This is a genomic window from Gordonia sp. J1A (assembly GCF_055393515.1).
Genome location: NZ_AP041607.1, coordinates 758,490 through 772,439, shown reverse-complemented (window position 1 = coordinate 772,439; position 13,950 = coordinate 758,490). Strand labels below are relative to the sequence as shown.

Genomic DNA, 13,950 nt, shown 5'->3' with positions numbered 1-13,950 from the left:
AAGAGTGCAACGCTGGTGTTGCGTGCCGCGTCGCGCAGAAGTTTCGGGGCCGTCAAGGAATCCGCGGAAATGTTTCGCGGGTGTTGCGCGGCGGCCGGGTCACACTTGTCCGCGCAGTACGTGCTTGAGGATCTTTCCGCTGGGATTGCGCGGCAGTGTCTCGACCGTCACCACCTCGCGCGGCAGTTTGTAGCGAGCGAGCTTGTCGGCGAGGAACTCGCGCACCTCGTCGAGCGTCAGTTCGGTCCCGTCGACGGTGACGCACATCGCGACGACCGTCTCGCCCCATTCGGGGTGCGGACGGCCGATCACCGCGACGTCCGCCAGGCGGGGATGCGCGCGCAGCACCTCCTCCACCTCCTGCGAGTGGACGTTCTCGCCCCCGACGATGATCACGTCCTTCAGTCTGTCGACGATGTAGAGGTAGCCGTCCCGGTCCATCCGTGCGACGTCGCCGGTGCGGAACCAGTCGCCGACGAAGCAGTCGGCTGTGGCGGTCTCGTTGTTCAGGTAGCCGATCATCCGGGTGTCGCCGCGCAGCCAGATCTCGCCCGTGTCGCCGGGACCGACGTCGCGTCCGTCGGCGTCGACCAAGCGCAGGTCGACGCCGACCATCGGACCTCGGCCGATCGAGCCGGCCTTCGCCAGTTGCTCGTGGGGATACAGGGCCGTGCCCGCCGGCCCCATCTCGCTCATGCCGTACACCTGGAAGAAGCGGTCGCTGCGGTAGGCCGCCACCAGCCTGCGGGCCGTGGCCTCGCCGAGCGACGCGCCGCCGTACAGCCACTTCGACACGGTCGACAGGTCGTGGTCGGCGAAGTCGAGCGCGCCGGCGTCGGCCAGTTGCACCGGCAGGAGGTATGCGATCGGCGAGCCGAAGAAGGCGGTGATCCGGTAGCGCTCGACGGCGGGCAGCAGTTCGGCCGGATGGAACTCACGCATCAGAACAGTCGTCGCACCGAGGGCGATCATCGTCAGCAGCCAGTCGTTGAGCGGCGCGGCGTGCCAGATGGGCATCGCGAGCAGGAACCGCTCGTCCTGCGTGAACCCCAGGGTGGCCGCGAGCGCCGGCGCCAGGCCGGACAGGGTGCGATGCGTGTGCAGGCAGCCTTTGGGCGAACTGGTGGTCCCCGACGTGTAGAGCACCTGCGCCACCGAGTCGAGGTCCGAGTCGACGGCGCCCGGGACAGGAGCGGCGGCGCGGACCGACTCGTCGAAGTCGGGCAGGCCGTCGTGAGCGCTCTCGGTGGTGAACCACCGGAACCCCGGCGCGCCGGCCACCGCGGTCTCGGCGAGGGATCCGGAGACGACGCCGACGACCGCGCCGCTGTGCTCGAGCGCGTAGGCCACCTCCGGCGCGGCGAACTTGTGGTTGACCGGAACCAGCGCGGCACCCGCGAACCAGGCGCCGAACGCCGCCACGACGAACCCCGGCGTGTTGTACGTCATGACCGCCACCCGGTCGCCCGGCCCGACACCGGCGCCGATGAGCACCGACGCCGCACGTCGCGCCCGGTCGAGGAGCTCGCTGTACGTGATCTCCTCCTCGCCGTGGACGACGGCGGCTTTGGTCGGATTCAGGCGCGCGCTGCGCTCCAGAGTGGCGGTCAGATGCATCGAGACGCTCTTTCGAAAGACGACGGCCTCGGGAGGCCGGGGATGGAGGGTGCGGTGGTGTGGACCGTGGGCCGGTCGCGCCGGATTCAGGCGCGGGCGACGATTTCCGCGAGGTCGAGTGCCGAGTCGAGGACGCCGTACATGTGACCCGGATCGGCGATCCGTCCGGCGACGAATGCGTCGGTCACCGACTCGGGCGCCTGCCGGATGAGGATCGAGCCCTGCAGCGCGATCGCCATCGATTCGGTGAGCCGGCGGGCCACTGCGGGAGCGCCCGCGGGGTCGGCGGACGCCTGCGCGATGAGTTTGCGGGTCTTCTCGACGTGGAGGTCGTACTCGCGGTACACCCCGAGTGCGCGCTCGAACTCGTTGTCGACCGCCTCCACGGACATCGGGTCACGCATCATGGCACGCAGGACGTCGAGTGCGATGACATTGCCCGACCCCTCCCAGACCGCCATGACCGGCTGTTCCCGGTACCGGCGCGAGAGCGGGAAACCGTTCTCGCAGTAGCCGTTGCCGCCGAGACATTCGAGCGCCTCGTAGGCGTGGTTGGGGCCGCGCTTGCAGACCCAGTACTTGCCGACGGCGGTCGCGAGCCTGCGGAAGGCCGCGGACTCGTCGGCGTCGTCGTCATAGGCGGCAGCCAGTCGCATCGCGGTCCAGATCGCGGCCTCGGCCTCCACCTGCAGGTCGGCGACGACGGCCGTCATCGCCGGCTGGTCGACGAGCCTCGCGCCGAAGGCCGAGCGGTGGCGCACATGCCACGCCGCCTCGGCCACCGACTGGCGCATGCCCGCGGCGCTGCCGATCACGCAGTCGAGCCGGGTCTGGTTCACCATCTCGATGATGGTCCGTACGCCCGAGCCCTCGTCGCCGAGGCGCCAGCCGACGGTGCCGTCGAACTCCACCTCGCTCGAGGCGTTCGACTTGTTGCCGAGCTTGTTCTTGAGCCGCTGGACGTTGAAGACGTTGCGGGTGCCGTCGGGCAGCACGCGCGGCACCACGAAGCAGGTGACGCCCGGAGCGGTCTGGGCGAGCACCAGGAAGGCGTCCGACTGCGGTGCCGAGCAGAACCACTTGTGGCCGGTGATCGAGTACATGCCGTCCGACAGCTCCACCGCGCGGGTGGTGTTGGCGCGGACGTCGGAGCCGCCCTGCTTCTCGGTCATCGCCATACCGAAGATCGCCGAGGTCTTCTGTCCGGAACCGAGGTCGTGCCGGTACTCGCGCGAGAAGACACGCGGAAGCCACTGCTCGGCGAGCTTCTCGTCCACTCGCAGCGACGGGACGACGGCATGCGTCATGCTCACCGGGCAGGCGTGGCCCGGCTCGATCTGCCCGAACTGCATGAACATCGCGGCCCGCGCCACGTGGGCACCCGCGCGCGGCTCCGACCAGCAGCTGGTGTGGGCGCCGTGGGCGATCGCGTCGCCGATGATGCGGTGATAGGCCGGGTGGAACTCGATGTCGTCGATCCGGTTGCCCCAGCGATCGTGGGTGTGCAGTTCGGGGGTGATCGTGTTGGCGAGTTCGGCGTCGCGCTGGAAATCGGCCCGGCCCACCAGGGCGCCTGCCTCGGTGAGCGCATCGGCGGCCCATCCGGCGCCGTAGACGTTCACCGCCTCCACCAGCGCGGTGTGACTGGTGAACTCGTTGACGTCGACGCGGGCGGGCGCCTGATTGAAGACCTCGTGTGTGGCGGGCATGGCGGCGGGCTCCTTCGGTTGATCGATCGGGGTCTGTCGGTTCGGTTCAGACCGGCGCGGTGGCACCCAGCGCCAGAAAGCAGAATCGGCGGATGGTCGCCACCAGCTCGGCCGGGTCGGAGTGCGGAAGCGGTGCCGTGTCCGGGTCGAGCGCTCCGACGAGCGCTTCGGAGATCGCTCCCATCACGGCCGACGCCACGACCGGCGCGTCCTGGTCGACGAACACTCCGGCGGCGACGCCGTCGGCGATGATCCGCTCGCCGAGCTCGCGGTACGACTGCCGGAGATGCAGACGTTCGGCCTCCACCGTCGGTATCACCGGCTCGAAGAGCAGCGACCACGCCAGGCGGCGGCCGCGAAGAGCGCGGTCGGCGAAGACGTCGATGAGCGTGCCCAGCTCCCGGCCGGGATCGCCGCCGACCGCCTCGACCGCGCGACGCACCTGGTCGAACTCGTAGCCGGCGGCGTCCCGGAAGACCTCGGCCAGGAGCGCCTCTCGGTTGGCGAAGTACGAGTACACCGATCCGACGCTGACTCCGCTCCCCTCGGCGATCGCCGCGACGGTAGCGCCGGAGAAACCGGAGTCGGCCACGATCCGGCGCGCCGTCGCGAGAATCGAGGCACGTTTGGCCTCCGCACTCCGTCGGGTGGCCGCGGTCGGTCGGTACGCCATCGTCACCTCTCAGCCCGGGGGCAAACTTTGAATCGCGATTCAACGGTTAGAAGAATTGAATCACGATTCAACCGAAGTCACAAGGGGGTCGGAAAACAAGATCGTCCCTGTGACGGACCGGCGAGGGCGATATGTCCTCGACCGTCCGTCACAGGGACGATCCTGGCGACTCAGTTCGGTACAGACGCCGGTTCGGTACAGACGCCGGTTCGGTACAGACGTCGGTTCGAAAAAGCAGCGCGCTACAGCAGCGCGTCGACGAATGCCTCCGGCTCGAACGGAGCGAGGTCGTCGGCGCCTTCGCCGAGCCCGACCAGCTTCACGGGGACGCCGAGCTCCTCCTGGATGCGGAAGACGATGCCGCCCTTGGCGGTGCCGTCGAGTTTGGTGAGCACCACGCCGGTCAGCGAGACCACTTCGGCGAACACCTTGGCCTGCATCAGACCGTTCTGGCCGACCGTGGCGTCCAGGACCAGCAGCACCTCGTCCACCACGGCCTTCTTCTCGACCACTCGCTTGACCTTGCCGAGCTCGTCCATCAGGCCCGCCTTGGTGTGCAGACGGCCCGCGGTGTCGATCAGCACCACGTCCACGCCTTCGGTGATTCCGGTGCTGACGGCGTCGAAGGCGACCGAGGCCGGGTCGGCACCCTCCTTGCCGCGGACGATTCCTGCGCCGACGCGCTCACCCCAGGTCTGCAGTTGGTCGGCCGCGGCGGCACGGAAGGTGTCGGCGGCGCCCAGCAGCACGCGGCGGCCGTCGGCCACCAGCACGCGCGCGAGCTTGCCGGTGGTGGTGGTCTTGCCGACGCCGTTGACCCCGGCCACCAGCACGACCGCCGGTCGGTCCGCATGGGGAAGGGCCCGAACGGAGCGATCGAGTTCGGGATGCAACTGCTCCACGAGGACCCGCTTGAGGGCGGCGCGCGCGTCCTCGGCCGAGCGGACCTTGCCCGTCGCCAGTTCCTCACGGAGCCGTTCGGTGACCGTCGACGTGGCGGCGGTGCCGAGATCGGCCATCACCAGCGTGTCCTCGATCTCCTCCCAGCTGTCCTCGTCCAGATCGCCCGCGCCGAGCAGCCCGAGCACGCTCGCGCCGATCGCACCCTGCGACCGCGACAGGCGCCCGCGCAGGCGGGAAAGCCGTCCCGCGGTCGGCGCGATCTCGTCGAGCGCTGGAGCGGTGTCGACGGGTGCCGGTTCGGCGACAGGTGCGGGTTCGGCCACGGGCTCGGGTTCTGCGACCGGCTCGGGCTCGACGACCTGCTCGGGCTCGACGACCGGTTCCGGTTCGGCCGCCGGCGGTTGTACGACGGTGGTTTCGTCGGTCTCCGGCTCGACCTGAGCGGCAGGCTCGGGCTCGGCGACGGGCTCCGGTGTGGGCGGCGTCGGCGGCTCCGGACGGTCGAGGGTCGCCGATCCCGCCCCGCCCTGGCTGAAGGAGAATCCGGAACCGGCCTTGTAGCCCCCGGAACGATCGACTTGCCGTTGCGATCCGTCGGTGACCTGATCGGTCCCGGCGGCGGGCTCGTCCCGGAGCGAGATCCGGCGGCGGCGATTCAACGCGTAGCCGGCGCCGGCGACCAGGGCGAGGATGACGACGATCGCGATGACGATGCCGACGATGAGTTGGGTGTCCACTGGAGAAGTTGTCCCTTCAGCTCGTGGGAGCGGAGTCGGTTGGTGAAGTCGAAGGATCGGGTGCGGCGGCGGCCGGGGTCACGTCCACCCCGCGCAGTCGTTGGGAGATCACCTGGGTGATCCCGTCGCCCCGCATGCTCACGCCGTAGAGCGCGTCCGCGATCTCCATGGTCGGTTTCTGGTGGGTGATGACGATCAGCTGGGACTTCTCCCGCAGCTGTTCGAACAGGGAGATGAGCCTGCGCAGATTCGCGTCGTCGAGGGCGGCCTCCACCTCGTCCATCACGTAGAAGGGCGAGGGCCGCGCCCGGAAGATCGCGACGAGCATGGCGACGGCGGTCAACGACTTCTCGCCGCCGGAGAGCAACGACAGTCGCTTCACCTTCTTGCCCGGCGGCCGCGCCTCCACGTCCACCCCGGTGGTGAGCATGTCGTCCGGATCGGTCAGGACCAGCCGGCCCTCGCCCCCGGGGAACAGCGTCGCGAAGACCTGGACGAACTCTCGCTCCACGTCGGCGTACGCATCGGTGAAGACTTGGAGGATCCGGGCGTCGACGTCGTCGATGACGTCCATCAGGTCTTTGCGCGCAGCCTTCACGTCCTCCAGCTGCGCCGACAGGAAGTTGTAGCGTTCCTCGAGGGCCGCGAACTCCTCCAGGGCGAGCGGGTTCACGCGGCCGAGTGTCTTGAGGTCCTTCTCCGCCTTGCGCGCACGCATCTCCTGGGTGGCGCGGTCGAAGGGCATCGGCGCGGGGGCCACCACTTGTTCGCCGCGAGCCTTGGCGTCCTCGTACTCGCGCATCTCCAGATCCGACGGCGGCATCGGGACATCCGGTCCGTACTCGGCCACCAGGTCGTCCGGCGCGATCGCGAACTGTTCGAGCACCTGTTCCTCGAGCTGTTCGATGCGCAAGGCGGCCTGCGCTCTGGCGAGTTCGTCGCGGTGGACGGCGTCGCGCAGTTTGTTCATCACCGTGCTGAGCTGGTCCACCTGCGCCCGCAGGGCGTCCACCTCGGCCGTGCGCTGGGAACGGATGGCTTCGAGTTCGTCGCGAGCCTGCGCCGCGTCGGTCACGGCCGCGGCCACCGCGTCCGCGAGTCGTTCTCCGGTGTCGGCCACCGCACTCGCCACGCCGGCCGCGTACTTGCGGAGAGCGTCCTGGCGCCGCTGGCGCTCCCGATTGGCCCGCTCGTTGGCCGCCGCGCGACGCAGACTCTCGGCCTTGCCGCGCACCGACGCCAGGCGTTCCTCGGCGGTCCGCAGTGTCAGACGCGTCTCGACCTCGGCGGACCGAGCGGACGCGACTTCCGCCGCGGCGGCATCGCGCATCGCTCTGTCGCCGTCGGCGACCGGCTCTTCGGCTGCACCGTCGACGGCGCGGGCCAGGCGCTCCTCCACCTCGGTGAGCTTCTCGAGATTCTCCGCGCGGCCCTGTTCGACGAAGTTGCGTTGCCGCACGAGCCGGTCGGCCTCATCCCGTGCAGCACGGATGTCCGAACCGAGACGCCCGAGCGACTCGTAGGCCGCCCCGAGGTTCGCGTCGGACTCGTGGAGGGCAGCGAGCGCCCCCTCGGCGTCCTCACGCGCCCGTTCCTGTTCGGCGATGGCCGCGGCCAGCTCCGATTCCAGACGCAGTGCCGTCTCCTCGGCGGCCGCGAGGTCGTGTGTCGCGGTATCGATCGCGGACTGCACCTCGATGGTCGACGGCCGTCGTGCGGATCCGCCCTCCACGCTGGCCGAGGAGATGCGGTCGCCGTCGCGCGTGACGCCGACCACTCCGAGCTCACGGGCCAGGTCCAGCCCGGTCTCGGGATCGTCGACGACGATCGTCTCGGCGAGCAGCACGTCGAGCGCGCCCGCCACCTCGTCGGGTGCGGTGACCAGGTCACGGGCCCACACCGCACCGTCGGGCAGCGACGGCCGACGGTCGGGGTCGACGCCGGGCAGTCCCCCGACGATGAGGGCCGCTCGCCCGCCGTCGCCGCTGCGCAGTTCGCGCAGGGCCCGCACCGCGGCGAGCGCGTCGACCGTCGTGATCGCATCGGCGGCCGGCCCCAGCGCTCCCGCCATGGCGGCTTCGTAGCCCGGCTTCACCGTCAGCAGCTCCGACAGCGGCACGAGGACGCCCTCGGTTCCGCGTTCGATCAGCCAGGCCCCGCCGTCACCGCGTTCCAGACCGACCGAGAGCGCTTCGATCCGCGCGCTGAGCGACGCGATCGATCTGGCGGTCTCGCGCTCACTCTGGCGGAGCCGTTCGACGGTCGCAGTGGCCTCGGCCAGCGCCGCCGCACATCGTTCGTGGTGCTCATCGAGGCCGCGTTCGGCGTCCTCGAGGATCCTGACCCGCGCCACCTCCTGATCGAGGGCCGCCTGCGCGGTGTCGGCCCGCTCGGCGGCCGCCTCGATCGACGCCGTCAGCCGGGCGGTCTCGGCGTCCACCGACTCCACCCTGGTTCGCAGGTTCGCGGCCTCGCCCTCCAACCGCGCCAGACCCTCGCGGCGGTCGGCGACGGCCTGCACCGCGGCCAGGTGCGCGCGCTCGGCCTCGTTGGCCACCTGCTCGGCGGCCTGCAGCGCGGCGGTCGCGTACTCCAGCCGCTCGGCGGCCTCCTCGACCGCCTCGGTGTGCTCGGCCTCGGTCATCGCAGCGCGTTCGGCCTGCCGTTCCAGTTCCTCGGGATCGGGACCGGAGTTGGCGACGCTCGGCGAGGCCAGGTTCGCCGCGCGTTCACCGGCGAGCCGCAACGTGCCGCCGACCCGCTCCGACAGTGCGCCGAGTTGGTAGAAGACGCGTCCGGCCTCACTCGCCGCGGGCGCCACCTGCGCCAGATGCTCCTGTGCTGCCGACAGCGCCTCCGTGGCGGCGTCCAGCGCGGCCGCCACCTCGTCCTGCTGTCGCCGGACGTCGGCCTCCACGGCGCTGTGCTGCGCCATCTCCTCGCGTCGCTTCACGAGGTCGTCGGCGGCCAGCCGCAAGCGGGCGTCGCGCAGGTCGGCCTGGACGGTCGCCGCGCGCCGCGCCACCTCGGCCTGCCGGCCGAGCGGCTTGAGCTGGCGGCGGAGTTCCGTCGTCAGATCGGTGAGACGGTCCAGGTTGGCGGCCATCGCGTCGAGTTTGCGGACCGCCTTCTCCTTGCGGCGACGATGCTTGAGGACCCCGGCGGCCTCCTCGATGAACGCGCGCCGTTCCTCCGGCCGGGCCTCCAGGATCGCCGCCAGCCGGCCCTGCCCCAGGATGACGTGCATCTCGCGGCCGATGCCCGAATCGGACAGCAGTTCCTGAACGTCCATCAGGCGGCACGAATTGCCGTTGATCTCGTACTCGCCCGCGCCGTCGCGGAACATGCGCCGCGTCACCGACACCTCGGAGTACTCGATCGGCAGCGCGCCGTCCGAGTTGTCGATGGTCAGGGTCACTTCCGCGCGGCCCAGCGGGGCGCGACCGGAGGTCCCGGCGAAGATGACGTCGGCCATCTTTCCGCCGCGCAGGGCCTTGGCCCCCTGCTCCCCCATCACCCAGGTCAGGGCGTCGACGACATTCGACTTGCCCGACCCGTTGGGCCCCACCACACACGTGATGCCGGGCTCGAACCGCAGCGTCGTCGACGACGCGAACGATTTGAACCCTTTCAGGGTGAGGCTCTTCAAGTGCACGACCTGACAGCCTACCCGGATCAGCGCTCGACGAAGCCCGTCAAACCACCGCGTGCCGCCTCGAAGGACTCCACCACCAGATCGACTCGGCCGGGGGTGTCGGACGAGCGCAGCGCGGCCAGCAGTGCCGTCAGCGATTCATGCGGACCTTCGGCGACCACGAGCACCCGACCGTCGGGCTGGTTCGAGGCGTATCCCACCAGACCGAGTTCCAGCGCTCGCGACCGGGTCCACCAGCGGAATCCGACGCCTTGGACTCGCCCGTGCACCCACGCGGTGAGGCGCTGCATCACTCGGTCTCCATGGTGAGCGAGACCTGAGTTCCCGCCTTCAGGGTGCGGCCGACCGTGCAGACCTTGTCGATGGCGCGCTCGACGACCACGAGCAGGCGCTCGGCGGCCTCCGGGTCGAGTTCGGAGAGGTCCACTTCCAGGACCTCGTCCAGCTGCGGGTACTGCTCGTTCTCCCGGTCGGCGTCGCCCGAGACCCGCACGGTGGCGTCGTAGTCGTCGCCCAGTCGGCGCGAGAGCGGCCGGTCCGACGACATCCCCGTGCACGCGGCGAGTGCGATCTTCATGAGTTCACCCGGGGTGAAGACGCCCTCGACGTCCTCCGAGCCGATGAGGACCTGCGCCCCGCGCGAGCTCTGCCCGGTGTACCTCCGGGTTCCGGTCCGCTGGACCCACAGTTCAGTCATGTCGTCGTGCCTTTCATCTGCCGTTCGTGGAGGTGTTCACGTCTCGGTGTTCACGCCTCCCCCGGTCGAACGCCGCCGGCCTCGCAGACCTTCCCGGCCGTCGGCGTTCCAAGACTGTTCAACCTACCGGGTGGCCGGCTCGCCCTGCGGATCGGCTTGAGGACGTCGACGAGAGCGCGTCGCCGAGAACGGTGCGCTGAATCCGCCTCGTTCCGTTCGAGTGATTTGTCAGACCCTGCCGATATCATCGAATGTAAGTTCGAGGCACTCGAAGGGGAGGCGTGAACATGCAGGTGAGGGAGCATTCCGGCTCGTCGGTGGTGGTCGACGACGGGTCGATCGTGATCCGGATCGGATGTCCGGCAGGTTCGACCGACGGGTCCGGTTCGGATGCGGCTGCGGTGTCGCGGGCTGATCGTGCCGCGTTGTTGACCTTCGCAGCGCGGGCTGACTGCTATCAGGGGTTGGTGATGTGGCATCGCTATCAGGCGGTGTACTCGCTGTATCGGGCGAAGCAAGCGGAATTAGAGGCCGACGCGTCGGTCGATGCGTACACGCGGTTGTTTGATCCGCAGTGCCAGATGGCGGCCTCGTATGCGACAGCGGCCGGGGTCCGGCAGTACGCGGGTGAGTTGTTCGTCGATCGGGCGATCGCGTGTTTCGAGCGGATTCCGTCGATCGGCCGACTGATGCGCTACGGGGTTCTCACTCCGGGGTGGTTCGTTCGAGCCGTGGAGCAGACCGCGTTGGTCGACGACGGCGACCTGCTCGCCTTCATTGATGCGGAGATCGCACATCGTCTGGCCGGAATGGGTGGACTGTCGGCGAACCGGGTGGAGTCGACCGTCGCCGCGATCGTGGCCGAGCACGACCCGGACGCCGCGACCCTGACTCGTGAGCAGGTCGCGTCGAGCAAGAAGGTGTCGGTGACGCCGGTCGCCGACGGCGTGTCGGAGATGGTGATCGTCGGCTCCACCGAGGACGCGGCGATCTCCCTCGGGGCGATCAACGCGCTCGCCGACGGCGTGTGCCCGTTCGACCCGCGAACCAAGCAGGCCCGCCGGTCCGACGCCGCTACCGCACTGCTGCAGCAGAGCCAGTTCACCTGCCTGTGCGAGCGGGACGACTGCGTCTCGGAGTTGGCGCCCGCGCAGATCGACGCGCGGCGCGCCCAGGTGATGGTTCACGTCGTGGTGCGCAAGGAGGCGCTCGACGGCGTGTCGCAGCTACCGGCGTACGAGGATGGCGTCGGTCCGATCTCCGCCCGCCACGCCCGGGAGTTGGTGCGTCGTCCCGACGCGGTGATTCGCGAGTTGGATCTGGACACGGTGATCGCCGACTGCATGCGACACGCCGGTCGGTACCGCCCCTCGGCGGCGGTCGACACAGCCGTCCGCGCCCTGTTCGGCACCTGCACCGTCGCCGGCTGCGACCGCCCGGCGTGGAAGTCCGACCTCGATCACGTCGTCGAATTCGACCACCGCGATCCGGGCAACGGCGGGCCGACGTGCGTGTGCAATCTGAATCCGAAGTGCCGTTTCCATCATGGCGTGAAAACCCACGCCGAAGGGTGGGTCGATGATCAGATCGTCGACGCCAACGGCGTCATCTGGACCGAAGTCACCACGCCGGACGGGATGACCGTCCGCCGACAGGCGATGAACCTGTGGCTGCTGCCCGAGCTCGGGCACATTCAGTGCCGGCACGGCGTGTCGTTCGGCATGTCGGACTCGCCCGCGACGCGCCCGGAGAACCGACACGCCGAGAATGAACCGGAACGGCGACTGACCCGCACTCAGGCCAAGCACCGCTACCGCACCCAGAGGCGCGCCGCCAACCGCCGACAGCGGGAAATCGCGACGGTCACCGACGGCGAGCCGCCGTTCTGAGTCCAGCGGCATCGGCGGAGCCGGTCGATCGCCACAGACTCGGGGCCTCACCGAAGGCGCGTTTGAACGCACGACTGAACGCTTCCTCCGAATCGTACCCCACCCGTCTGGCCACCGAGCCGATGGGCAGACTCGTCGACGCGAGCAGATTCTGCGCGATGTGCATGCGCCAGTCGTGCAGGTACCGGATGGACGATCGCCCGAGGACGGTTCGGAATCGCTCGTCGATCACTGATCGTGAGACGGCCGCCGCTGAGGCGAGTTCGGCGACGGTCCATTTGCGATCCGGCGCCGAATGCAGTTGTTCGAGTGCCGGGCCGAGAACCGGGTCGCGGAGGGCGGTCAACCAGCCGTGACCGGCCGCGGGAGCCGTGTCCAGATGCAGACGCAGCACCTCGGTCAGCAACAGTTGCATGAGGTCAGTGACGATTGAATCGTCCCGGGTTTGATGGAGACAGGTTTGACCGGAAGGGACACTTGTTTCGTGCCTCGCCCACCGAAGTACTCACCCGAGTTGCGGGACCGTGCCACACGGATGGCCATCGATGCTCGGAAGGATCCCGAGACCGCGCCCGGAGCTCTGGCGCGGATCGCCAAGCAACTCGACGTCAACCCCGAGACCCTGCGGACCTGGGTCCGCCGCGTCGAAGACGGCCAAGCCGAAGCGCCTGGGTCGAGACAGTTTCAGATATCGAGCGGATCCGCTTGTTGGAGAAGGAAGTTCGAGAGCTGCGTCGGGCGAACGAGATGGCGGATTCAAGCGGTGGGCGCAAGAAGCTCTGCGAGCTTCTCTGATGGTGTCAGATAGCCCAGAGTCTTGCGCGGTCGGCTGTTGAGGCTGTCCTGGATCGCGTCCAACTCCTCGCGGGTGACGGCGCTCAGGTCGGTGCCCTTGGGCAGGTACTGACGCAACAGGCCGTTGGTGTTCTCGTTGCTCCCGCGCTGCCAGGGCGAGTGGGGATCGCAGAAGTAGATCGGGATACCCGTGGCAGTGGTGAACGCCGCGTGCTGCGACATCTCCGCGCCCTGGTCCCAGGTGATCGTTCTGGCCAACGAGGACGGTAGTTTGCTGATCGCGGCGCGCATCGCTGCCTCGACCTGCTCGGCTGTCTTGCCATCTGGGAGGTGCAACAGCAGCGTCATCCGCGTCGATCGCTCGACGAGCGTCCCGACCGCGCTGCGGCTGCCCTCGCCAAGGATGAGGTCGCCTTCCCAGTGTCCGGGCACGGCGCGGTCGTCGGCTTCTGCGGGGCGTTCGCTGAGCATCACCATGCCGGGGATCCGGCCGCGGCCGTCAGTGGTGCCGCGGGGCTTTCGGGCCGCTCTTCCGGACCGTAGACACCGCGCCAACTCGCGGCGCAACTCGCCTCGGCCCTGGACAAACAGGGACTGGTAGATCGTCTCGTGGCTCACGCGCATCTCCGGATCATCGGCGTGATCCAACCGTAGGCGCGCCGCGATCTCCTCGGGGGACCACAACTGCTCCAGCCGGCTGGAGACCTCCTCGAGCAACCGGCCTGACGCGAGCTTGAAAGACTTCGGCCGACGAGCTTGATCGCGAGCGCGTTCGTGCGCATGCCATGCCGAGTAGCCGCAGCGACCACCGCCGCGCTTCACCTCGCGGCTGATGGTCGACACCGCGCGCCCCAGGTGCTCGGCGATCGCGGTGAAGGTGTCGCCACGATTGATCCCCACCAGGATCTGCTCGCGCTCGTCAATCGTCAGGCAGCCCTGGCGTGGCTCCCAGCCGAACGGCTTGGCGTCGGCGTGCCTGCCGGTGCGGGCCATGATCCCGACCATCGGCGCGCTGCAGCCGATCTCCTTGGCGATGTCGACCAGCCGCCAACCCCTCGCATGCAGCCTGAGTGCCAGCCGCTTCTGCTCCCGACTGAGATGACCGTGCTTGCCCTGCATCCGGATCCTCCTGTGATCAGTGACTGCCTCATCTCACAGGACTCGTTGCACTGACCGCTTGAATCCGCCGATTCTGAAGACAGCGTCGGCTTTCTTCGCGGCCGAGCTCGACCGGCCACACCGCTGATCGGTCAAGTCCCGGGTAGTGGTGTAACT

Annotated in this window: 11 protein-coding genes; 2 read left to right on the top strand and 9 right to left on the bottom strand. The window is 69.1% G+C overall.

Annotated features, from left to right (window positions below):
- Positions 1-99 precede the first annotated feature (99 nt).
- The 7 genes from ACZ5QD_RS03565 to ACZ5QD_RS03535 form a co-directional block, all read right to left on the bottom strand.
- A complete protein-coding gene (locus tag ACZ5QD_RS03565) occupies positions 100-1,617 on the bottom strand; it encodes a class I adenylate-forming enzyme family protein (RefSeq protein WP_346075244.1) in 1,518 nt (505 codons plus the stop codon).
- A gap of 86 nt (positions 1,618-1,703) precedes the next feature.
- Positions 1,704-3,326, bottom strand: a complete 1,623-nt coding sequence (locus ACZ5QD_RS03560; protein WP_412475659.1) for an acyl-CoA dehydrogenase family protein — start codon at positions 3,324-3,326, stop codon at positions 1,704-1,706.
- Positions 3,327-3,372: 46 nt separating this feature from the next.
- On the bottom strand, positions 3,373-3,999 hold the full coding sequence (locus tag ACZ5QD_RS03555; RefSeq protein ID WP_412475658.1) for a TetR/AcrR family transcriptional regulator: 627 nt from the start codon (positions 3,997-3,999) through the stop codon (positions 3,373-3,375).
- 242 nt (positions 4,000-4,241) lie between these two features.
- Complete coding sequence (gene ftsY, locus ACZ5QD_RS03550; protein ID WP_045539695.1) at positions 4,242-5,639, bottom strand: signal recognition particle-docking protein FtsY; 1,398 nt, start codon at positions 5,637-5,639, stop codon at positions 4,242-4,244.
- A 16-nt stretch (positions 5,640-5,655) separates the two neighbouring features.
- Positions 5,656-9,294 carry a chromosome segregation protein SMC gene (gene smc, locus ACZ5QD_RS03545; protein WP_412475657.1) on the bottom strand — a complete coding sequence of 1,213 codons (3,639 nt, stop codon included), beginning with the start codon at positions 9,292-9,294 and terminating at the stop codon, positions 5,656-5,658.
- Positions 9,295-9,314: 20 nt separating this feature from the next.
- Positions 9,315-9,584, bottom strand: a complete 270-nt coding sequence (locus ACZ5QD_RS03540) for an acylphosphatase (RefSeq protein ID WP_006896669.1) — start codon at positions 9,582-9,584, stop codon at positions 9,315-9,317.
- The gene (locus ACZ5QD_RS03535; RefSeq protein WP_006896668.1) at positions 9,584-9,991 is read right to left on the bottom strand and encodes an OsmC family protein; all 408 of its coding nucleotides are present in this window, start codon (positions 9,989-9,991) and stop codon (positions 9,584-9,586) included. The genes ACZ5QD_RS03540 and ACZ5QD_RS03535 overlap by 1 nt, the downstream gene beginning before the upstream one ends.
- A gap of 281 nt (positions 9,992-10,272) precedes the next feature.
- On the opposite strand from ACZ5QD_RS03535, the gene ACZ5QD_RS03530 reads away from it, so the two are divergent.
- Complete coding sequence (locus tag ACZ5QD_RS03530; RefSeq protein WP_045540631.1) at positions 10,273-11,880, top strand: DUF222 domain-containing protein; 1,608 nt, start codon at positions 10,273-10,275, stop codon at positions 11,878-11,880.
- Here the strand turns inward: ACZ5QD_RS03530 and ACZ5QD_RS03525 are convergent.
- A complete protein-coding gene (locus ACZ5QD_RS03525; protein WP_006896666.1) occupies positions 11,855-12,295 on the bottom strand; it encodes a helix-turn-helix transcriptional regulator in 441 nt (146 codons plus the stop codon). The two genes, ACZ5QD_RS03530 and ACZ5QD_RS03525, sit on opposite strands and share 26 nt — an antisense overlap.
- A 33-nt stretch (positions 12,296-12,328) precedes the next feature.
- Between ACZ5QD_RS03525 and ACZ5QD_RS03520 the strand changes: the two genes are divergently transcribed.
- The gene (locus tag ACZ5QD_RS03520) at positions 12,329-12,688 is read left to right on the top strand and encodes a transposase (protein ID WP_464367255.1); all 360 of its coding nucleotides are present in this window, start codon (positions 12,329-12,331) and stop codon (positions 12,686-12,688) included.
- Here the strand turns inward: ACZ5QD_RS03520 and ACZ5QD_RS03515 are convergent.
- Positions 12,637-13,794 (bottom strand): IS30 family transposase, encoded by a 1,158-nt coding sequence (locus ACZ5QD_RS03515; RefSeq protein WP_006896665.1) that lies wholly within the window; start codon positions 13,792-13,794, stop codon positions 12,637-12,639. The two genes, ACZ5QD_RS03520 and ACZ5QD_RS03515, sit on opposite strands and share 52 nt — an antisense overlap.
- Positions 13,795-13,950: the final 156 nt, after the last annotated feature.